General features: G+C 35.2%; 20 protein-coding genes. 7 read left to right on the top strand and 13 right to left on the bottom strand.

Going from position 1 to position 20,266, the window contains the following annotated elements; genetic code table 11:
* Positions 1-14: 14 nt before the first annotated feature.
* The 3 genes from ACN20O_RS09880 to ACN20O_RS09870 are packed head-to-tail and all read right to left on the bottom strand — an operon-like array spanning position 15 to position 2,575.
* Positions 15-899, bottom strand: a complete 885-nt coding sequence (locus ACN20O_RS09880) for a hypothetical protein (protein ID WP_491633793.1) — start codon at positions 897-899, stop codon at positions 15-17.
* 1 nt (position 900) lies between these two features.
* Positions 901-2,331, bottom strand: a complete 1,431-nt coding sequence (locus tag ACN20O_RS09875; RefSeq protein ID WP_491633792.1) for an ABC transporter substrate-binding protein — start codon at positions 2,329-2,331, stop codon at positions 901-903.
* 58 nt (positions 2,332-2,389) lie between these two features.
* Complete coding sequence (locus ACN20O_RS09870; RefSeq protein WP_491633791.1) at positions 2,390-2,575, bottom strand: hypothetical protein; 186 nt, start codon at positions 2,573-2,575, stop codon at positions 2,390-2,392.
* Between the two features lie 75 nt (positions 2,576-2,650).
* On the opposite strand from ACN20O_RS09870, the gene ACN20O_RS09865 reads away from it, so the two are divergent.
* Positions 2,651-4,108: a sensor histidine kinase gene (locus tag ACN20O_RS09865; RefSeq protein WP_491633790.1), complete on the top strand. Its 1,458-nt coding sequence runs from the start codon at positions 2,651-2,653 to the stop codon at positions 4,106-4,108.
* Here the strand turns inward: ACN20O_RS09865 and ACN20O_RS09860 are convergent.
* The gene (locus tag ACN20O_RS09860) at positions 4,099-6,030 is read right to left on the bottom strand and encodes a methyl-accepting chemotaxis protein (RefSeq protein ID WP_491633789.1); all 1,932 of its coding nucleotides are present in this window, start codon (positions 6,028-6,030) and stop codon (positions 4,099-4,101) included. The genes ACN20O_RS09865 and ACN20O_RS09860 overlap by 10 nt on opposite strands.
* 343 nt (positions 6,031-6,373) lie before the next feature.
* Complete coding sequence (locus ACN20O_RS09855) at positions 6,374-6,697, bottom strand: hypothetical protein (protein ID WP_491633788.1); 324 nt, start codon at positions 6,695-6,697, stop codon at positions 6,374-6,376.
* Positions 6,698-6,913: 216 nt separating this feature from the next.
* Between ACN20O_RS09855 and ACN20O_RS09850 the strand changes: the two genes are divergently transcribed.
* From ACN20O_RS09850 to ACN20O_RS09840, 3 genes are all read left to right on the top strand, one after another.
* Entirely contained in the window at positions 6,914-7,780 is an 867-nt protein-coding gene (locus ACN20O_RS09850) for an ImmA/IrrE family metallo-endopeptidase (protein ID WP_491633787.1), read from the top strand.
* Positions 7,781-7,946: 166 nt separating this feature from the next.
* Positions 7,947-8,168 (top strand): hypothetical protein, encoded by a 222-nt coding sequence (locus ACN20O_RS09845; protein ID WP_491633786.1) that lies wholly within the window; start codon positions 7,947-7,949, stop codon positions 8,166-8,168.
* Positions 8,069-8,455: a 2'-5' RNA ligase family protein gene (locus ACN20O_RS09840; RefSeq protein ID WP_491639278.1), complete on the top strand. Its 387-nt coding sequence runs from the start codon at positions 8,069-8,071 to the stop codon at positions 8,453-8,455. Before ACN20O_RS09845 ends, ACN20O_RS09840 begins: the two co-directional genes overlap by 100 nt.
* On the opposite strand, the gene ACN20O_RS09835 is transcribed toward ACN20O_RS09840, so the two are convergent.
* Positions 8,442-10,307 (bottom strand): polysaccharide biosynthesis protein, encoded by a 1,866-nt coding sequence (locus ACN20O_RS09835; protein WP_491633785.1) that lies wholly within the window; start codon positions 10,305-10,307, stop codon positions 8,442-8,444. The two genes, ACN20O_RS09840 and ACN20O_RS09835, sit on opposite strands and share 14 nt — an antisense overlap.
* Positions 10,308-10,448: 141 nt before the next feature.
* Here ACN20O_RS09835 and ACN20O_RS09830 point away from each other — a divergent pair, with 141 nt between their 5' ends.
* A complete protein-coding gene (locus ACN20O_RS09830) occupies positions 10,449-11,012 on the top strand; it encodes a sugar transferase (protein WP_491633784.1) in 564 nt (187 codons plus the stop codon).
* A gap of 1 nt (position 11,013) precedes the next feature.
* Here ACN20O_RS09830 and ACN20O_RS09825 read toward each other — a convergent pair whose 3' ends face one another.
* The 5 genes from ACN20O_RS09825 to ACN20O_RS09805 are packed head-to-tail and all read right to left on the bottom strand — an operon-like array spanning position 11,014 to position 16,171.
* Positions 11,014-11,901: a UDP-glucose 4-epimerase family protein gene (locus tag ACN20O_RS09825; protein WP_491633783.1), complete on the bottom strand. Its 888-nt coding sequence runs from the start codon at positions 11,899-11,901 to the stop codon at positions 11,014-11,016.
* Between the two features lie 11 nt (positions 11,902-11,912).
* Positions 11,913-13,124, bottom strand: coding sequence for a glycosyltransferase family 4 protein (locus ACN20O_RS09820; protein ID WP_491633782.1), 1,212 nt, complete (start codon positions 13,122-13,124; stop codon positions 11,913-11,915).
* Between the two features lie 4 nt (positions 13,125-13,128).
* The gene (gene wecB, locus ACN20O_RS09815; RefSeq protein WP_491633781.1) at positions 13,129-14,253 is read right to left on the bottom strand and encodes a non-hydrolyzing UDP-N-acetylglucosamine 2-epimerase; all 1,125 of its coding nucleotides are present in this window, start codon (positions 14,251-14,253) and stop codon (positions 13,129-13,131) included.
* On the bottom strand, positions 14,253-15,314 hold the full coding sequence (locus tag ACN20O_RS09810) for a polysaccharide biosynthesis protein (protein WP_491633780.1): 1,062 nt from the start codon (positions 15,312-15,314) through the stop codon (positions 14,253-14,255). Before ACN20O_RS09810 ends, wecB begins: the two co-directional genes overlap by 1 nt.
* On the bottom strand, positions 15,314-16,171 hold the full coding sequence (locus ACN20O_RS09805; RefSeq protein WP_491633779.1) for a dTDP-4-dehydrorhamnose reductase family protein: 858 nt from the start codon (positions 16,169-16,171) through the stop codon (positions 15,314-15,316). The genes ACN20O_RS09810 and ACN20O_RS09805 overlap by 1 nt, the downstream gene beginning before the upstream one ends.
* 194 nt (positions 16,172-16,365) lie before the next feature.
* Between ACN20O_RS09805 and ACN20O_RS09800 the strand changes: the two genes are divergently transcribed.
* Entirely contained in the window at positions 16,366-17,544 is a 1,179-nt protein-coding gene (locus ACN20O_RS09800; protein ID WP_491633778.1) for an O-antigen polymerase, read from the top strand.
* Complete coding sequence (locus ACN20O_RS09795; protein ID WP_491633777.1) at positions 17,472-18,680, top strand: glycosyltransferase; 1,209 nt, start codon at positions 17,472-17,474, stop codon at positions 18,678-18,680. The genes ACN20O_RS09800 and ACN20O_RS09795 overlap by 73 nt, the downstream gene beginning before the upstream one ends.
* Here the strand turns inward: ACN20O_RS09795 and ACN20O_RS09790 are convergent, their stop codons facing one another.
* Both ACN20O_RS09790 and ACN20O_RS09785 read right to left on the bottom strand, forming a co-directional pair.
* Positions 18,681-19,286 (bottom strand): Wzz/FepE/Etk N-terminal domain-containing protein, encoded by a 606-nt coding sequence (locus ACN20O_RS09790; RefSeq protein ID WP_491633776.1) that lies wholly within the window; start codon positions 19,284-19,286, stop codon positions 18,681-18,683.
* A 64-nt stretch (positions 19,287-19,350) separates the two neighbouring features.
* Positions 19,351-20,265: an SGNH/GDSL hydrolase family protein gene (locus ACN20O_RS09785; protein WP_491633775.1), complete on the bottom strand. Its 915-nt coding sequence runs from the start codon at positions 20,263-20,265 to the stop codon at positions 19,351-19,353.
* Position 20,266: the final 1 nt, after the last annotated feature.

Here is a 20,266-nt window from a genome sequence, read left to right as displayed (position 1 = left end):
TTATATTGAAAATTTTAAAACATGAAAAATTTTCGATCAGACGCACAATTAAAATACGAATCTTCAAGTAGATAACGCCATACTCTTGTATATTTTGACCATTCTCCTTTTAATTCCACATCACACAAAACCTTTGGTTCCTTGTTAAATATCTTTCGGGGCGCTTGCATGACTTTATCTTTAAATAGCAAATATCCTTCTTCACTGGCAAAAAACAATATCGTTTTATCTGTCGCCAATTTATAATCTGATTCTTTATGGTCTAGCGAATAAGCCTTTTTCAGAACTCGAATATTTCTATCTAGTTCAATAAGTGCCTTATCAAAACTTTGTTTTAGATTCTGTCCTCCTGCAAATCCATATACATAAAAATCATTGCACATGAATGATAGCAAGCTAACTTTGACATCATTGAAAGGCACAATAATTTCATAGTGAGTCAAGTTCACGATCTCAGATGCATATTTTTTAAGAGGGAGATGATTTAAGTTGAATTGATGTATTGCCCATCTTTCAACAGCTTCTTGCTTGGCATGAATTCTAGCTTGTGATGAAAAAATTGAAGGATATGCTGCCATGCCAGTTGTCGTTGGGTTTAAATCGAAACAATATTCTGCTTTCTGTTGATCTACCAATTCATAAAAAGCTAAGCGTTCAAGTGCCTCAGATATGCTTTTGTAAACAGCAATGTTTTTATACTTTGAAGTACCCGATCCATCACTATTCCGATAAATTTTTGAAATTGGAACCCACTTGGGCCGCAAATTTTCTTTTAAAGAAACTACCGCTTCATAGTTACGCTGACCATTAAGTAGATTGATCTCAAAAAATTCAGGACATTCTAGGATATTATTTTTTCCTAATAAATTTCTATAGTACCAAGGTGCTAAATTCAACATACTACTTCCAACTTAAAAATTGAAAGTCAACAGATGGAGAATCAACATTAATTTCGTCATAATTGATGTTTGATCTTTTGTTAAACCAAAATCCTGAAGTATAATGTCTTATTGGCCAAATTAAGGATTGCTCCCAAATTTCACGATTAATAAAATTAATGTCTGGATTCTCTTTTTTTAATTCTTTTAAAATCTTTCCACTAGCATCAGGCAATTGAATGCCATCTTTTGAAAGAAACATAAATCTAACTGTATCGATATAATCGTCATATTCAATCCCTGTTGATTTTGTATTTATATCTAATACTTCATCGGTTCCAAGCTTTTGAACAAAATTAATATCCTTGTCATCTCCCATAGATTTTAAAGCTACAGAATAAACGTCAGCGATGCTTCTTTTTTCTATATTTTCTTTAATTTTTCCTGAAATTAAAATTGGATGAGTTATTAAATCTATTTTTTTATGTACAGGTTTCTTTGCTTCATCGCTTACATTTAGTGGTTGAACATTATTTAGTGTTTGAGGAAAAAAAGAAAATGTGAGTGGATAATTTAGACTTTTAATTCCATTGTAAAATTTATGCCTAAGCCAGCGTCTGATCGCAATATCATTTAAAGGACTCCCTGCTCTATTCCAAGAAGAACACTGCGCGTAAGCTATTTTAAGATTTGTAGTTGGTCCAATAAAATCGAAATTCTTGCTAACCATTAAATTTTCTTTATCAGCGATTAACAAATCGTTCTTTTCTATATCCGCTGCTGTTTGATCATTTAAAAAATTTCTAAAAGTCACTCGCGCAATTCTTTTTGTATCATCAACAAAACGGCTTCCCTTCCTATAGATAAGTTGAAATTTATTTTCATTCCACTGCGCAACCTCATAAGGCCCAGATGAAATCACCTTACTCTTATCTTTCCATTCACCTGTATCGTGTGAAAATAACGACGGGTGAGCTATACCATAAAAACCAAACGATATAATCTCTAGTAAATTGTTTATTGACTTAGAGAATTTTAGTATTAGCCAATCATCATCTAAATAAAGACTATTCCATTCATCTATAATTTTTTTTTCTTGTTCAATATCTATTAAAAACTCAGTTAAGCCAGATTCTGATTTATTTTTTTTATTTAAAAACGCAACTCTTTTAAGGTTCAAAAGAACATCTTTGGATAAAATAATTTCTCCATTAGAATACTGTAAATCTTTTCGAATCTTAAATTTCCAGATTTTGAAATCAGCAGAATGACTCCATTCGCTAGAAATCATCGGGAAATATTCACCTCTTTTGCCAGAAGAAATTAAGCGTGCATATACCGAAGAAAAAGAATAATGATGAATATAATAATCAAAATCTATTGGATCACTGGAAAAAGGAAAGCTAGTTGATCCAAATATGATCTCTTCACGTTTATCATCAAAGTTATTCATATACATCATTAGTCCTAATGCCATCCCAGTTATCAACAAGAGAATTATTTTAATTTTATTATCTTTCACGAGTAACACAAGGACCGCCAGTATTTCCACCTATTCCATGTCCATTGGTTTGACCGGTATCATCACTTGATTCAATTGAAATTTTCTCAACGTTTGCATCAAACTTTGCCGCCATTGCCTGGGCACCAATAGCTGACAAAATAATTACAATAATAGAATAAATTGCTTTCTTCACAATACATCTCCCTTGTTATTCACTTTAGAATAAAATACTATTAATTTATTTTTAATCAATTCAAGATTTGTACCCATGAAAAAATTATTTATCGTTATTCTCAATCCGCTTTTTCTTGCAGCCCTGTCATTACTAATAGTTAGCTCTCTTTTTCGCTATTATTTATATGCAAATTCTAAGCAACTCATTAGAGAATTTAAAAATCAAAACTATAAAGAACTTTATTCTGCTGATACCGTTAAGATCTCTTCTCGCTTAAGCTCTCTCTCTACTGTAATTAACTGGGTTTGCTTAGAAGGAAATGTCGCAAAGAAATCTTTTTTCAAAATGGAAAAGGGAAATTGTAAAACAAATCTCCTTCAACAAAAGCAAATGATCACAATCCCGCAAGCTAATGATATCCAGATTATTTTTACAACCCGTCTTTCACAAGAAATTGAACATTTATTTTTTGTTTTTATTTTTCTTCAAACAGTATTAATTGCTGCAATTATCTATTCAATAAAAAAATCAGAAGAAGAAAAAAGACAAAATGAAGTAAGAATTAATAAGCTTGCTAGACAAATGTTTCATGATATTCGATCTCCATTAGCAACTATCAATACTGTTATTAGCAGCACTGATGATCTCATGAACGACAAAAATCTTTTAAATAGCGCCATTCAACGCATGAACGACATTGCGAACAATCTCTTAAACATAAGCAAAAAAGACTCTAATCATATATCGCGAGAGCCTCCTAAGCTTCATCTAAAAAATATCAATGAAACAGTCCTAGATATTATTAATGAAAAAATAATTGAATACTCTTCACTACCATATATAAATATAAATTTTAGCCTGCCTCCTTATCAACTTTGGGCAGAATTAGATCATTCAGAGTTGCAACGAATTATTTCCAATCTCATCAATAATTCCATAGAGGCACGAATTGCAAACTCGCCAATCAACATACATTGCAGTCTCACTATTATTCAAAAAGGGTTTATTCAGATCAAAATCGAAGATAACGGTAAAGGAATACCTTCAAAATTTTTATCAATTTTAGGAAAAAAAGAATTTACAAATAAAAAATTTGGCAATGGTATTGGCCTTATTCACGCCTTTGAGAGCATTAATAGTTGGAATGGAGAGATCAGTGTTACATCTAAGTTAAATCAAGGGACTCAAATTTTAATTTCTCTACCGATGCTAGAACCTGACAACGATTTAACTATTTTACTTGATGATGATGAACTAGTTAGGCTTACGTGGGAGTCTTCCGCTAAAAAGAATGGTCAAGAATTAATTACAATTTCAAATCCAGAGCAACTATTCGAAATAATTACTACATTATCACCAATAAAAACCACTTTCTATATAGATTCACATCTTGGAAATAATAAAAAAGGTGAACTCTTGGCCCTAGAATTATTCGAAAAAGGGTTTTCTAATTTATATATTACTTCTGGCCATCCCAAAGAACATTTTCATGAATTTATTTTTCTTAAAGGGGTCAGGGATAAGTCTCCCCCTTGGAAAAGTTATAAATAGCCCCCCCTCACAATCCTATTCAACTCATCCACCTGCTCATTCAACCCACTTGACTGCTCCCCAAGCACTACCACCGTCTGCGAAATTCTCCCAGACACATTCATATTCTTCTCAGAAGCCTCTTCCAGAATCTTCATGGCCTGATTAATCTCTTTCGCCTCACGATCCTGAGCATTCGTTCCTTCTTTAATCTCAGTCGCCTTAGTCGAGGCCAATTGCACGCCAGAAATAATTTCTGAAAGAACCTCTCCACACCTCTGTGCGGCCACAGTTCCTTTCTCTACAATAATCATGTTATCCGCTGACATTTTTTCATTCGATGTTTTCGTCTGGGCAATAATGCGGTTAATTTGATTCGAACCATCAAGGATAATGTCTGTGATTTCTTTTGAGGCCTTTCCTGACATATTAGCAAGGTTCCCAACCTCTTCAGCAACAACCGAAAACCCTTTTCCAAGCTCTCCTGCTCTCGCCGCTTCTACAGAGGCGTTAAAGGCCAGAAGTTTTGTCTGGAAAACGATATCGTTAATTACGTTGGTTTTATCTTGAATGACGTTGATAACCTGAATGATGCTGTTGATCTCTTCAAAGTTCTCTTCCATTTTCTTTAGCATCGATATGTTGCTGTCTTTGATCTGCACGATGGAATCAACCATCTCAGACACAATGGCCGAACCGCGCTCTCCCTTTTCATGACATTCTGTCAGAAGTTGATTTGATTCATTGGCCTTATTTGAGTTCTCAGTAATTGAGACAGAAATTTGATTTACGGATTCAGTTGTTTGAGTCAAGAGAGCCGCTTGCTCCTGGCTGACAGCATTTAAATCTTTTTGAGCTTCGGCGATGACCTGCGATACTTTCGTCACTTCAGTTGCACCGGAAGCAACATTTTCAGTGATCACTTCAATCTTTTTACTGATTGATGAAATCATCATCCACACAAGGGCAGCAATAACGATCGTTACAAGTACCGCACCACCGACTTGATAAAGGAAGAGATTGTTTGATTCTTTTTTCAGGGCACTCATCGGAACTACACTCGCATAGTACCAAAGTTCAGGAGAGCGCCCCATTTTTACCGGGCGGAAATACTTCACGGCTTCTTCTTTTAAGAATGGCTCGTAAGACTGAATATAAAAAGGTTCACCCCTTTTCATCTTCTCTTGAATTTCGATCGCTTCTTTTTCGATTGGCCACGGCTTATTCAAATTGCCTGAATCGATATCTGCGGCAATCTTTCCACTGCTCGTGATAAGGCGAGAAAGGCCTTTTTCAAAGGGGCGCGACTTCTCAAATGTTTCCTGAATGGAGCTGATTCCAAAATCACAACCGACAACACCAAGGAAGTCTCCCTTGTCGTAAATCGGAATACTAATTGAAGTGAGAAGTTGTTTCTTCCCGTTTACATCATCGAGGTAAGGGTCAATCATGATTAAGTCCTTCACTTCTTGAGGTCTCGCGAAGTAAGGTTCATTCATGACGTCTTCCCATTTATATGGGTCTTGGAGAACAGGCACTCCTTTATCATCGCGTGCCCAAAATAATGTGAAGCGGCCATTCTTTACTTCATCATCACCGAATTTTCCTGGAACCCAGTCTGCCCAAGCTCCTTTAAGAAATTTATTTGAACTAACCCAGTAATTGAAATGAACACTGAAATCGTCGCGATTAAGTTTCTTTTGATCTACCCACGCCTGAACCATCTTGGCCATGTTATCGACTTCGATAGAGGCCTTATTCACCTCTGTGAGGATATCAGTTGAAGTCTTAATCGACTCCTGCTCCAAAGACGTATAAGTCATTTTCTCGAGCGTGGATTTAGTGTTGAGAAAGTTAAGAACGCTAAAAGCTGTGAAAGCAACAGCGACCAGAATAATAATCGGAAGGAAAACCCTCCACTTCATAGAAAGACGATTGAACAAACAAAACCTCTTAGTTAAGAAACTCTCTGTTTATCGTAAGTTAGATATAAAATCTTTAAAAATACTTAATTGGTTTAATGAGTAGCTGAGTGGTTTTGTCAGAGGAGAAAACAAGAATGCCCTAAAGGGATAGGGCATTTTCGTAAAAGGCTGACGAAGATTAGATAATAATGAAAATTAAGCAGACTTGATAAGCTTCTCAATGATTGGAATAGAGAAGCTTGGATTATTATCTAAGCGCTTTTTGAAGCTTAGTATTTCTAAAGACTCTATCTCCAAAGTCTGGCAAAAAAAAGGCCCTACTAGGGATAGGGCCTTCTATTCTTATCAATTTGGTTACTAACTAGATTTCTTCGATTAATCTCTCTGATTCATCAAGAATCTTATTAATAGCATCTACGTTCTCTTCCGTTAATTGCTCTTCAGAAGCGATTGAGTTTAAACCTTCTTCAGCTCTAGCAAGTTTTTCTTCAACTGAGTAAACGATTGCAGCTACAATTTTTCCTTCAGTAATATCGTCTGTCTCGAAGTTATTAAGTTTTTCTTTTAGTGCTTCTCTTTGCATTTCAATTCTAGATTCGATTCCTAGTAGAGCTTTAGCTGAAACTGTTGCAGCTTGAGCTGTGATTAAGGCGAATAAACTTACGATAGCGATGAATGACTTCATTGGGTCTCCTTGGTTAAAGATTTAGGGGCATCATACTCCTTTTAAGGCCCAATGATAGGGGCCTTGTAAATTTTACAGGTGGGTGTAAAGCCTTTTATCTCTCATAAATAACAGTTATTACCAATAGAAAACCGTCGATTTGACCATATTTTAGACACCCCCATAAATCTTATAACCTAAGGACATAGCTGGCCTATTCCGCAGTACTATACATAGATGAAAACATATATCGCGATTGCCCTCTCTCTTCAGATTAGCCTTCCTGTGTCGGCGCAATTTATTGCTTTCCCTGAAGCTGAAGTCAGAAGCATTCTCCTCATGACACCCGGTCAGATTAAGCAATTTGCTCATAAAAAAGAAATTGAACTCTTTAAATTTAGTGACCCTATCCCCTCTCAATCAAAAGATATTGCCCATGCCTTTCTAGCAAGTTTGCCAGAAGTCGATCAGGAGCTTTTTGGGCCGTATAAGGAAATTTTCACGGGTTCAACATTGGGAGTGTATTTTTCTAAACACAACTCAAGCATTGATCTTGAAAGTGACACGATTCTCTTTTCAAGTGAAGCTGACCGCTGGACGATTGCTCATGAAATGGGGCATGCGCTCATAGATAAAAATAGACCGTTGCAAATGAAAAAAGATGAAGGGGCAGACATTGAGCGCCTTCGAAACGCCAAAGAAGATTACGAAGAAATTATGAACCTTTATCGCAATCTTGGTTTTTTTCCTGGTCAGTCTTATATGCAAAGGGCCCTTCAGTCGATTCAAGTTTGGACGAGTTTGATGCTTGATATGCTTTACACCTATGAGCTGGAAGAGGTTCGCATTGAGAAATATCTTATTGGTCTTTATGAGAATGAACCTGGGTTGAGGCTTGATTCACATACGTACAAGAGGAGTTTTTGGTATATTGGGAAGAATTGTACGAGTGCGAAGGATAAAATGAATCTTGCGATTGAGGTGCTTGAGTACTTTTATTCGATTGAACCAATGGAGTTTAAAGAGACTCACAAGAATGATTTTCTTAAGCACAAGAGCATTTTAGAGCAACATAGAAAAACGATTGGTGATATTTGTTCATAGTGGCACCTCTTATGCACTATTTTTTGATGACCAGGAGGACCCATGAAAATCTGGAACTACATCAAAAAACTTTTTCACCCTACAGAAAAGAACAAGTATGATAATCAGAAACCGAAGAAGAGAAATCTTTTTCCTGAGAAAGAACAACCTTTAAAGTAGTATTGAAATGAAACTATTTCTGGCCCTTGATGCTCAGTCGTTGAACTTTGATAAAAGCACTTTTGCTAAACTTAGGGTCAGCCTGAAAAAGAAAACAGATGAGTTTAAGTTTGTCGACATGGATAAGCTCTGCATATTGACCCTTTCAAAGATAAAATACATTCCATCGCTCAAGGCACTCCCCCTTTTGATCTCAAACTCTCAGGGCTTTCAGCCTATCCTGATTTAATTCAAGGGCGAATGATATGGATCGGAGTGCAAAATACAAAGGAATTAAGAGAGCTTCAAAGCAGACTGGAAGCGCTCTTTTATCCAGAGAGTGAGCAAGAATATAAACCAACTCTCCCACTGGTGAGAATGAGGAATCATCACAATGTGGCCGATGCTCTCTCGCCTTATAAATCGACTAAATTTCCTGTTTTAAATGCGAATATGGTTGTGCTTTATGAGATGGCATCTGGAGGTGCCTATCCGACGATTAAGCGCCTTTTGGAATTTTCTCTTACTGGTGAGTAGTGTCTTGATCTTGAGCTACTTCCTTTTTTAGACGGAAGTGAGTGAACTCAGGAACTAGATCTTTGATCATATAGACGACAGTATCTGGCTCTGGACTTTGAAGCTCAAGCAGGTGCTGCAGTTTTGAATGGAAGCTATTTTCCAGCGATCTAAATAGGGCCTTTCTGATTTTCCCGTGGTGAGTAAGCTCGTAAGCTTCTTTATCACTGAAAAGCTCTTCATATAACTTCTCTCCAGGTCTTAAGCCTGAATAGATGATCTTGATGTCACGACCTTCAACCATACCTGCCAGACGAATCATCTCGCGAGCAAGATCGACGATCTTCACAGGAGCTCCCATATCCAGAACGAAAATCTCTCCACCTTCTCCCATTGATCCCGCTTGTAGGACAAGCTGACAAGCTTCCGGGATAGACATGAAGTAACGAATGATATCTGGATGGGTAACGGTGATGTCTTTTCTATCTTCGATTTGTTTTCTAAAGAGTGGGATTACTGATCCGTTACTTCCAAGAACGTTTCCAAAACGAACTGAGATAAATTTTGTGGTTGTGCTTTTTTTCGATAGATCAGTGATGACCATCTCAGCGATGCGCTTACTTGCACCCATGACGTTTGTTGGGTTAACCGCTTTATCAGTTGAAATCATAACAAATTTTTCAGCGCCATATTTTAAAGCTGCTTCACCAACAATTTTTGTTCCTTTGATGTTTGTCTCGATGGCCTCCATCGGATTGTGCTCCATCATTGGGACGTGTTTGTAAGCGGCGGCGTGGAAAACGAGATGAGGATGATATTCAGCGAATACAGCTTCAACTTTCTCTGCATTTCTCACATCTAAAATTTTTGGAAAAAATGAAATATTTGGATACTCATCCTTAAATCTCATTTCTAGTTCGTACATGAAAAGTTCACAGTAATCGGCCATGACGATCATTGCGGGATTGAACTTTGCAATTTGCATACATAGTTCACTTCCAATTGATCCGCCGGCACCGGTGACCATTACTATTTTATTTGAGATCATACTGCTTAAGTGGCAGGTGTCGAGCTTTACTTCGTCGCGGCCTAAGAGGTCTTCGATGTTTAGATTTCTGAGTAATGATATTCCAACTTGAGTTGAGAGAAGTTGGTCCATCTTTGGTAAAATTTTAATTTCTGCTTTAGTTTCGTTGCAATAGCCTACGATTCTTTTAACGTCGTCACCATTTGCTGATGGGATTGCGATGAAGATTTTATCAACTGCGAAGTCTTTTACCATTTTTGGAATTAGAGTGATGTCGCCGAAAACTTTTACGTTATGAATTAGAGCGTTTCGTTTGAATTTGTCGTCGTCGAGGAAACCTACGACTTTTAGTTTTAGAGCTGGTGTCGCGTTGATATCGCGAAGGAGTTTTTCACCGGCGCGACCGGCTCCTACAATGATGACGTTTTTAACTTCGGCGTCTGCTCCGCCGATCACTGAGCTTAGTGATGTTTGGTCTTTAAGAAAGCGGTAAACGAAGCGGCCTCCGCCAAGACCAGTGACAAGGAGAAGGAATTCGATCAAGAACATTGAGCGAGGAACACCATTTAATCTTGTCATGAAAAAGCAAACAACAAGAGAAGCCATTATCCCAATAGCAGAAGCTTTAACGACTCTAACTAAATCGTGCATACTACTAAATCGCCATACACCTTTATAGAGACCGTTTAATATAAAGCTTCCCGCTTGAATAAACATGGCGATGAAGAAAAAGCGATTAAATGCTAAGTCCTGAACTAATGAAATATCTAAAGTATCAAATCGAAGATAAAGCGCGCACCAAAAAGATAATACAGCAATTAGCAAATCAAAAAAAAATGCCATCATGACTCGAGGATTTCTAAAATTTGAGAACAAATTAGACATTATTCATCCTTAGGTTATTTGTGCATTATCTAAGCACTTTCCCTTCGTAAATTTTGAGAATTTATCTTATAATTCCATTTTATTGATGTCATGTGAGATTTGATGACTATACGCGTTTTCAATTTATTGGTGAGTTTCGTTTTAATGCTAATTTTTAGCATCCCATTCTGCATTGTTTGGTTACTAGTTAGATTAACTAGTCCAGGACCTGCAATTCATTGGTCCAAGAGAATTGGCAGAGAAAATCAAATTTTCCTAATGCCGAAATTTAGAACAATGAGGATAGACACGCCGCAACTCGCGACTCACTTACTAGGAGACGGGAAAAATTACCTAACTCCTATTGGTTCATTTCTGAGAAAAAGTAGCCTGGATGAGCTTCCACAGCTCTGGTCAGTCTTTAACGGGGACATGAGCTTGGTTGGGCCAAGGCCTGCTCTGTTTAATCAAGATGATTTAAAAGAATTAAGAACAAGTTTTAATGTTCATTCTATTCCACCTGGAGTCACTGGCTGGGCACAGGTTAACGGTCGTGATGAACTTTCAATTCCAGAAAAAGTTAAATTTGATAAATATTATTTGGATCACAGGTCATTAATCTTTGATATTAAAATCATTGCTCTTACAGTTTACAAGGTTATTGCTCGGGCAGACATTCAACATTAAATTATTTTTTAAAAGTCTGCTCGAAAGTAAAAGGCGGATTCCATCCGAGGATTTTTTGGGCCTTCGTTATTTCAACATGTAAATTCCCAAACAATCTTTGAACGTAAGCTCTCTTTCCTAATATGGTTGCACCAAAGGTCATTAACTTCACTGGAACATAAAGCAAGTGTGGGTGTTTCCCTAAAGCTTTTCCCATATTAACAATAAGATCTTTTAAGCTGTAATCGACTGCGTCTGAAACAAGAAAAACTTCTCCTGAAGCCTTAGGATGTTTTAAGCATGTTACAATTAAATCACAGAGGTTAAAAACAGAAACCATACTTCTTTTATTTTTAACTGCACCAAATGGTAATGGTAGGTCTTTATTTACCAACCAAAATAATTTTTCAAAATTTGCTTTTACTCCTGGCCCATAAATAAGTGGGGGTCTAATAATCACAACTTCAAAAATTCCAGTTTCGTGGAGCTTCATAAGTTCAATCTCAGCTTCCATTTTGGAAATCCCGTAAGGGTCAAGAGGGGCTGGTAAATCAGATTCTTTAAAGGGATTCTCATTTGTTTCTTCCCCGTTTACTTTTACGGAACTTACAAAAATAAATCTTCTTAAGCCAATTTCTTTTGCCGCTTTTGCAAGCTTAATCGTTGCTTCAACATTCATCTTCCTAAAAGCATTTAGAGGATCCATTTCAGTTTCATTCATCACATGAACACGTGCTGCGAGGTGTACTATTGTATCGTGCCCAATTAAAAACTCCTTCCATTTTTTTTGGTCATAAAAATCTCCATACAAAGATCGTTCGCCCTTTGTAAAAGAAATATTTTTATTCTCTAGCATTTGGACTAACGCTTTCCCAACAAAACCATTAGCTCCGGTAACAAATACTTTCATGGGTATGCCTATTAAACTTTATTAAATTCTTCTAATAGAAAAGAGATTAATTTTTCACGCTCAAACTGATCTGCGTAACATTTTGCTGAATTAATTGCCATTTTTTCAAGCTCAGATTTTTCCAATTGTGACATCTTTAAAATAGTTTCTGCAAGAGCTATAGGATTACCAGCAGAGCATGTAAGACCAGCCTTTGCCTCACTAACAATCTCAGCTCCTTCTCCGTTCATCGAAGCTAAAATTGGTTTTCTACTTGCTAAATATGATTGAAGCTTAGAAGGAACAGTAATAGAGAATAAATCTGTGTTGGTAAGACTCATTAGCATAACATCTGCTTGAGAGTAATATTCGGGCATTAGATCAACAGGCTTTCTACCAAGAAAAATGAAATTTTTCTCAATTCCTAAACGTTTAGTTTCTTCTTCCGCTGACTTTCTCATTAGGCCGTCGCCCAAGATGAGAAAATAAATGTTTTTATTTTCTTTTAAAATATTCCCTGCCTTCACAATTGTCTCAAAATCTTGAGATGAGCCAATATTACCGGCAAACATGATTTTAAAACCATCTTTAGGAATTAATGGATCAGCAAAACCTGCAACAGGATCTCTTTTAAATAAAGCTTCGGCCCACTGAGGAAAATAAATAATCTGAGAGTCTTTCCCTCCTAAGTTTTTAACTCTGGGAATAAATCCTTTCGATGTTACTAGGATTTTATCTGAATGCTTATACAAAACTCTAATCATGGCAGCTACAGCATTTAATATTTTTTTGTTTTTAACTACGCCAGTTGCCTCTAAGCTCTCCGGCCACAAATCAGTGACCCAAAAAAACATCGGTGCTCTTTTTAAATATTTTAAAACAATCCCGGGAATGGCCACAGTTATAGGCGAAGGTTCGTAGACAAATATTTTATCAAATTTTCCACGTACTAAAAAAGGTGCAAGGATTGAAGCGAAAAAGAAAAAAGAAAAATAATTAAGAGCAAGTCTTAAACTTTTGTTTTTTCCTCTGGCCACTAGTGGAGAGCGAATAACGGTGATATTTCCTTTTGTTTCCTTGTATGGACCAAAGATAGAATATCCTTTAAAAAACTCACCATCTGGGTAATTAGGTAAACCAGTATAGACTGTGACTTCATGACCACGTTCAACCAAACCATCGCACAAGTCATTAATTCGAAAATTCTCGGGCCAGAAATACTGAGTTACAACAAGAATTTTCATCTAATTATTTTTTCCAGACTGTGCGATTAACGAAATCTGTATAACTATAAATGATTCTGATAACTTTCTTTGACACATCGTCAGCATCATAATCAGAAATTGGTTGCATGTGCCCTGTTTGAGAAGTCACTAGTTCGACCGATCTTAAGACGCTATCAGCATATAAATCAGTCATAACTACGCTTGCACGATCCATCCCCTCTGGTCTTTCGTGAGCTTGTCTAATCATTAATGCTGGGAAGTTTAATATTGAAGACTCTTCTGTAATTGTTCCACTATCTGACAGAGTACAAAAAGCCGATTGCTGAAGTTTAATATAATCAAAGAAGCCTAATGGCTTCATGAATTCAATTAAAGGATTTTTTGTTTCATAGTTCATCGCCTCAAGTTTTTTCTTAGTGCGAGGATGAGTTGAAACGATGATTTTCTTATTATAAACCTTAGTTAACTCTTCAAGAGTTTCTAATAAATTTTTGAAGTTTTCTTCTGAGTCTACATTTTCTTCACGGTGTGTACTAACCACAAAGAAATTCTTTGCTGAAAGCCCTAGGCGCTTTAATACATCAGAACGCTCGATATCACCTTTATAGTGCTCCAGCACTTCCCTCATCGGACTTCCCGACTTTATAATTGTCTCAGGTCTTAGGCCTTCAGCAATTAAGTACCTGCGAGCATGTTCAGAGTGAACCATGTTAATATCACTTAAGTGATCAACGATTTTACGGTTAATTTCTTCTGGTACCCTCTGATCAAAACAGCGATTTCCTGCTTCCATGTGAAATACTGGAATCTTTTTTCTTTTTGCTGCTATTACAGATAAACACGAATTCGTATCACCGTATAACAATACTGCATCTGGTTTTTCAGAATCTAGAATCGGGTCAATCTTAGAAATGACATTTCCAATTGTTTCAGCGGCAGTACTACCAACTGCATTTAAAAAATGATTTGGTTTTTTAATTTTTAAATCGTTAAAAAAGATTTCATTAAGTTCATAATCAAAATTCTGACCTGTATGAACAAGGACATGATCAACATGTTTTTCGAGTTCGGCCATAATAAGACTTAATTTAATAATCTCCGGTCGCGTTCCTACGATTGTTAAAACTTTTAGCTTCTTAGTCGTCATTATCTTAAGAACTCCCCATCTTCTACAAAGTTTTGATCAATAAGCAGATTGTGCTCTTTAAGATATGCTGTTGTCTCTGCTAAATTCATTAACTCATCTCCTGATGAGTATTCTTTAGTTAAAGGTCCTTGTTTAAATTCTTTTATTAGCTCTGGAAGCATTGGTTGAACTGAGTAGTATTCTCCAGACTCATAAGCTCTGGGAGCTTCTTCATCTGAAAGCATGATCTCATCAATTTTTTCACCCGGGCGAATTCCAGTGTATTTAATTTCAATTTTGCGATCACCGATTAGCGCCTGAGCAAGAGTTACCATATTACAAGCAGGAACTCTTGGAACAAAAGTTTCACCAGGAAGAGCTCTTTCAAGCGCATTGAAGATCGTATCTACTGCACGGTTAAGTGGTAGAAGAAAGCGAGTCATATCTTTTGTTGTGATCGTAAGTGGTCCACCGCTCTTAATTTGATCGTGGAATAATGGAATAACTGATCCACGGCTTGCTAGTACGTTTCCGTAACGAACGCAGATGAATCTTGTTTTTGGGCAAGTAACGTTAGCAGCAATGAAAACTTTTTCTTGAATAGATTTCGTCATCCCCATTACGTTTACTGGCTTACAAGCTTTATCTGTTGAAACACCTACAACTGTTTCAATCTTCATATCGTGCTCACGAATAGCGCGAACGATATTTTCTGCACCTTCGATATTTGTTCTAACTGCTTCATATGGGAAATATTCGCATGAAGGAACTTGTTTCAAAGCTGCAGCATTAATGCAAATATCAGCATTTTTTAGAACAGAAACAACTGAAGAGTAATCTCTCACGTCTCCAATTCTAAACTCTAAAAGTGACTGGAAATTTTTGAAAATGACTTCATCAGTGGCAGCCTTTTTTTGCAAAAACTCTAGGCGCATATAGTGCTGTTTAGCTTCATCGCGAGAAAAAATAATTACTTTTTTAGGTGTTCCATTTTTTCCTTCTAGAATTCTTCTAGTTAGAACCTTTCCTAGAGATCCTGTTCCACCTGTAATTACTATTGTTTTACCTTCAAATAATTTCATTAATTTATTCCCTTATTTTTATATAATCCTGATTCTATGTAGTGATTATGCATTTGAATGATCATTTCTTCCCAAGATTGAGGCTTAAAATTAAAACTCTCTCTTAAGCGAGCAGAGTTTAAACTTCTATCTATAACAACTTCTTCGCTTGGGTGAATCGTTATTTTTTTATCATATACTTTAGCTATCAACTTAATAAGTTCAAACTTATTAATTGGCTCTGATGAGAATTGATAAACTCCGTGTTTGAAATTATGAAAAACATAATCATTTAAAAACTTTGCGACAACCACCGTCGGAAATCCAGTATAGATCGCGTGAGTATATCCTTTACATTCATTTTTTTGACTTAAAAACCAATCAACTAAACTGACATTAGAATCAAGCTCATGTCCAATAATCGAAGTCCTAAGAGTTAAAACATTATTAGCGTCAGATTCACCTAAATACTTTGTTAGACCATATGTATCACGGGCATCTGCCAAATCGCTTTCTTTATAGTTCCCCTTACTCCCTGAAAAAACACAATCTGTACTAAAGTGAATCATCTTCGAATTATGTTTTTCACACAACTCCGCTAGCCTATGAGGCCATAAAGAATTTATCTCAATTGAAGCAATCTTATTCTTGCTTTCTTTGAGCTGTTTTATGATACCAATGCAGTTAATTACATAGTCAGGTTTAATCAAACTAATTAATTGATCAATTTTTTGAAGATTACTTGTATCATAACCCTCATACAACTCAGGACTCCACTTCTTTGAGCGTACAGTTCCATAGACTTCGTGATTTTTTTTTAGTTCTGTATAAAGAACATGACCTAGCATCCCGCTGGCCCCAAATACTAAAATTTTCATTCGAGAATTCTACAGTTTCATTCCTAGAAGAGCAAAACAGTTAATAGAAAAAAGCTTTAATGGTATGTGAGCAAAGACGACATGGGCGCAGCGCAACACACTAACATCTTGGCATGTAACTTTGAATTAAGTATCATAATTCCTTATTAACAGTGCGCCTAATCACAGAATTGCAATCTTCTATACATGCCTAAATGATGAAAACTAAAGAATATTTTTTACTTTCGCCTGTTACTTTTTTTTCTTTGGGATTTATATACTACCTAATTGTTCCCTTTATTGTTTTAAATTATCTCGACGTATATGAATTAGCTCCGGTGTCAGACGTCCTCCCATACTTAAATACGTCTTTTTTTAATGCTTATTATTTTGTAGATATTGCATCTATTCTGTTGGCCTTTTTCGCTGGATACAAACTCTCGCTTTGCTTTGCTATAAAGAAACAAGATTGTCAGTTTGATAAATTGAGTGAGTCAAATTTTATAGCCTTATCTCTTTTAGGATTGCTGGTTATTATAAATGCTATTTTAATCTTTAATTTCAGAAGAAAAGGAGGGATATTATTTAGTGGTTACCAACAATTTGATATCTCATTTCTGGGACAACTTTCTACAATAACCTTTCTTTCATTTTTCTTTTTAAATTTTTTTAAAAAAACAAAAATTAAAATCTTATTTTTTGCTTTAATACTTTTTGAATCTTCCGTCCTTCTTGGACTGGGAACTCGAAATATTGTAATGAATGGGACCATTACTGCACTACTCGGTCTAATTTACTTCAATAAAAAACTAATATTTTCTTTTAAATTTTATGCTTTCTTGTTTTCATTTGCAGTATTGATACTTTTTATTGGTGTCTGGCGCACAGGTTTTGAATTAAAAATCACGACCATTTTCGGAATATTATTCGCAGAGCCAATCTTTGTTTTATCTAGCGCCTCACTATACTTAGAAAATATTATTTTTAGGCCATTTTTTCACTTCCCTAAAGAAATTTTCCTATCAGTAATTAACTTTGTTCCCACATTCGTTTTTCCAGGCAAAGTCTCTTTACTGAATCAATTTATGGGCAACATCCAACGATTTTCTCCATTTGGAGCTTCCTCCATTCTTGTGGCCCTTTATTCTAATTTCGGATCATTTTACTTTGCATACATAATGTCCCTTGGAGCATTATTTGGATACTTATACCGAAAAGCAAATTCTTCTGTTTTTTACAGAACAATTTACTTCTCGGCGATCCCTCTTATAATTTTTCAATTCTACAATCAATTTCTTTATTCATTTTTTAAACTTCTGGTTTGGAATGCGATCTTGATCCCCACAGTTCTTTTTTATCTTATTTTGAAAACAAAAAAGGCCTTAGTGAAATGATAATTCTAACTAATGCCTTAGGGATATCCGACTCTGGCGGAATTACCATTCTAATAAAGTATCTAGAAGAACTTTCACTTGAAAACATACAATCCGTGATTTGTTATAACGAAAATTCACTCACCCAAAAAGTAGTTGAACAATTCAATAAAAATAAAAATTTTATTTTTATTTCAATTAAAAGAAAGGGCTTATTACATCGTTTATGGATCGAGCATATTGAATTTAATAATTTAATTAAAAAATTTAATATTCAGTTGATTTACAATCTTTCAGGCTCTGCTCAATTTCTACCAGTACCACAAGTAATCAAACTTCAAAACTTAATGTTTTACTCTAGAAGTCTGGATAATCACTATAGGGAAAATGGTTTTCTTAAGAGTTGGATAAAGCAAATTTACATTAAACGATTTGTTTTCTTACAACTTTATCGCTCTAAAAAATATTTTGAAATTCAATCTTCTCATGTTAAAACTTATTTTTTAGAGTTTGCCAAAGAGGCAAAAAGATTTTTTTACATCAAAAGCGACATTAGCGTATCTCCTGGTGAATTCTCACCCGCCAAGCAGTACAATTTAACATCACCAGCCACCTTCATTTACATAATTGGACCACACTTTGAGATGCCCCATAAAAACTTTGAAGTTTTTACAGATGCAATGATTTTGCTGAAAAAAAATAATATTGATTTTAAGATTGTTATCACTCTGTCAAAAGAACAATTAAACAATAGTAAATTGTGGAATGCTAACCTGAATGATTCAACTACATTTCTGGGCTATACTTCGCAGGATACGTTAAAATCATATTTTAAGAACAACACGATTCTAGTTTCAACATCAATCATAGAAACACTTGGGCTGCACGTAGTTGAAACAATTAAAAATGGCTGCTTAGCCATCGCCCCCAATGAACTTTACTCCACCAGCGTTTATGGAAAGGATATTTTAAGATTTAATACAAAAACTCCAGAGTCTTTGGTTGATCTCATCTATAAAATTCTGAGAATGGACAACAGTGAAATTCAATCTATTATTTCCAAAAATCAAAATGATTTAAAATTAAGTGAAAATACAAAAATTAATTCCATTATTGAAATTTTTAAAGATGTACTAAGGATTGAAAATAAAAAATAATTATTTTTTTCTAGAATATGGTACAAATTCAATAATAAAGATTAGAAATAATCCAAATAGAAATCCTGCTAAAGCACTACCTGTCACAATCGATCTAAAATTTGGCCTTAATGGATCTGTCCCAATAATAATTTCTCCAGTGGTCACAGTGGGCTTCCCGGCCGCACCAGAAGCTTTGTAAAAATCCAACATTTCCTTATGTCTTTCAATTACAATTTGTATCATGTCCTGAATTGCATTTTTAATTACTTTAGGATCTTCATTCTCAAACTTGATACTTATAAATTTAGAACTTCCTCTCGCCAATTCGACTTGAACCAAATTTGTCTTTTTTAGATGTGATAAATACTCGGCCAGATCACCAACCTGCTCGATTGGCTGAATAGAAATAACTACATTATCTCTCTCTGGTCGCTTATATACGATTTCTCCAACTTCAACTAATCCTTTCCCTAAATAAATCTTCTTGGCAAAAGAACAATAGATAATACCCAAAACAAGTGAAACAAGTATAGAGACAATTAAAATCCACTTTTGTTTAATTAAAGCTGCTAAAACATCCCGCAGATCCAGTTCGTTTTGCATCTTAGTTTCAAACCCGTTCATTTAATCTCCTCAATTTAGCAAACTCAAAATTTGATTCTAAGTTGCAAAAAACCACATGTAAATGCTATCGCTTAATTTTGAGCACTTCTGCTAAAATCTCCGTAAATTTTTTCGCTCCTATTTCATTCAAATGGTCACTATCATAAAAATCTTCAGCGAAAAAACGATCGTCCTTCAGAAAGTTAATATATGTGCAATTCGTGCAAGATTTGGTAATTTCCTTAACTGCTTCCAAACTTTTATTTAACTGGTTTACATTTAAATTTTCATAATAAGTATGGAAAGCTGGCGGTGTAAAAAGAACAACGTAAATACCTCGATCTTTTGCAAATTCAATTAACTTTTTTAACGTCTGTGTATTTTCTTCAACTAGTTCATCACTTTTTGCCGTATGTTCTTTCGCTTTATATTCTCCAAAAACCTGTAAATCATTTTTTATTTTAGAGCTAAAACTAGTCCCCCAACCTAACTTTGAACAACTAATTTCAGTCTGTCCCAAGCGATAATAAGAACGCAGTCGAGTCACATTGATTTTTAATTTTTGATTAAAAATTTCGAAGTAATTAGAAAACTTCGTAGTCTTCCAAAGACCATAATAAATATTATAACTCTTTGTTCTCCAGGTTGATGCACCAGAGTTAAGTGTTGTATACATAGTGAAATAAGAAATTGGAATATATATAAATCTTAACTTATCCCATTTATTTTTATAGATATTTAAAATTGCATAATCATAATCTAAAGACTGAGAAACATGACTTGCATTAAATGAGTTCCCTGGGAAATATTCTGGATTAATCCCATAAAAGCTATGAGAACTTCCTAAAAAAATAGATTCTATTTCGCGTGAATGTGCTTTTAAATAACTATTCTTATATGAGTAATCGTTGGGGATTTTTCTAATTGCATACTCAACAATCAAACCCGAAATCACAACAGGTAATAGAAAAATACACAATTTTTTTAAAAAATGTTTCATA

It is taken from the genome of Bacteriovorax sp. As-1, assembly GCF_058446905.1.
The sequence above is the reverse complement of the archived record's forward strand: the minus strand, read 5'-3'. Positions and strand labels throughout refer to the sequence as shown.

Coding starts and splice junctions, on each gene's coding strand:
- ACN20O_RS09880 (WP_491633793.1), bottom strand. CDS start 899: ATGTTGAATTTAGCACCTTGGTACTATAGAAATTTATTAGGAAAAAAT.
- ACN20O_RS09875 (WP_491633792.1), bottom strand. CDS start 2,331: ATGAATAACTTTGATGATAAACGTGAAGAGATCATATTTGGATCAACT.
- ACN20O_RS09865 (WP_491633790.1), top strand. CDS start 2,651: ATGAAAAAATTATTTATCGTTATTCTCAATCCGCTTTTTCTTGCAGCC.
- ACN20O_RS09855 (WP_491633788.1), bottom strand. CDS start 6,697: ATGAAGTCATTCATCGCTATCGTAAGTTTATTCGCCTTAATCACAGCT.
- ACN20O_RS09850 (WP_491633787.1), top strand. CDS start 6,914: ATGAAAACATATATCGCGATTGCCCTCTCTCTTCAGATTAGCCTTCCT.
- ACN20O_RS09845 (WP_491633786.1), top strand. CDS start 7,947: ATGAAACTATTTCTGGCCCTTGATGCTCAGTCGTTGAACTTTGATAAA.
- ACN20O_RS09835 (WP_491633785.1), bottom strand. CDS start 10,307: ATGATGGCATTTTTTTTTGATTTGCTAATTGCTGTATTATCTTTTTGG.
- ACN20O_RS09830 (WP_491633784.1), top strand. CDS start 10,449: ATGACTATACGCGTTTTCAATTTATTGGTGAGTTTCGTTTTAATGCTA.
- ACN20O_RS09825 (WP_491633783.1), bottom strand. CDS start 11,901: ATGAAAGTATTTGTTACCGGAGCTAATGGTTTTGTTGGGAAAGCGTTA.
- ACN20O_RS09820 (WP_491633782.1), bottom strand. CDS start 13,124: ATGAAAATTCTTGTTGTAACTCAGTATTTCTGGCCCGAGAATTTTCGA.
- wecB (WP_491633781.1), bottom strand. CDS start 14,253: ATGACGACTAAGAAGCTAAAAGTTTTAACAATCGTAGGAACGCGACCG.
- ACN20O_RS09810 (WP_491633780.1), bottom strand. CDS start 15,314: ATGAAATTATTTGAAGGTAAAACAATAGTAATTACAGGTGGAACAGGA.
- ACN20O_RS09805 (WP_491633779.1), bottom strand. CDS start 16,171: ATGAAAATTTTAGTATTTGGGGCCAGCGGGATGCTAGGTCATGTTCTT.
- ACN20O_RS09800 (WP_491633778.1), top strand. CDS start 16,366: ATGATGAAAACTAAAGAATATTTTTTACTTTCGCCTGTTACTTTTTTT.
- ACN20O_RS09790 (WP_491633776.1), bottom strand. CDS start 19,286: ATGAACGGGTTTGAAACTAAGATGCAAAACGAACTGGATCTGCGGGAT.
- ACN20O_RS09785 (WP_491633775.1), bottom strand. CDS start 20,265: ATGAAACATTTTTTAAAAAAATTGTGTATTTTTCTATTACCTGTTGTG.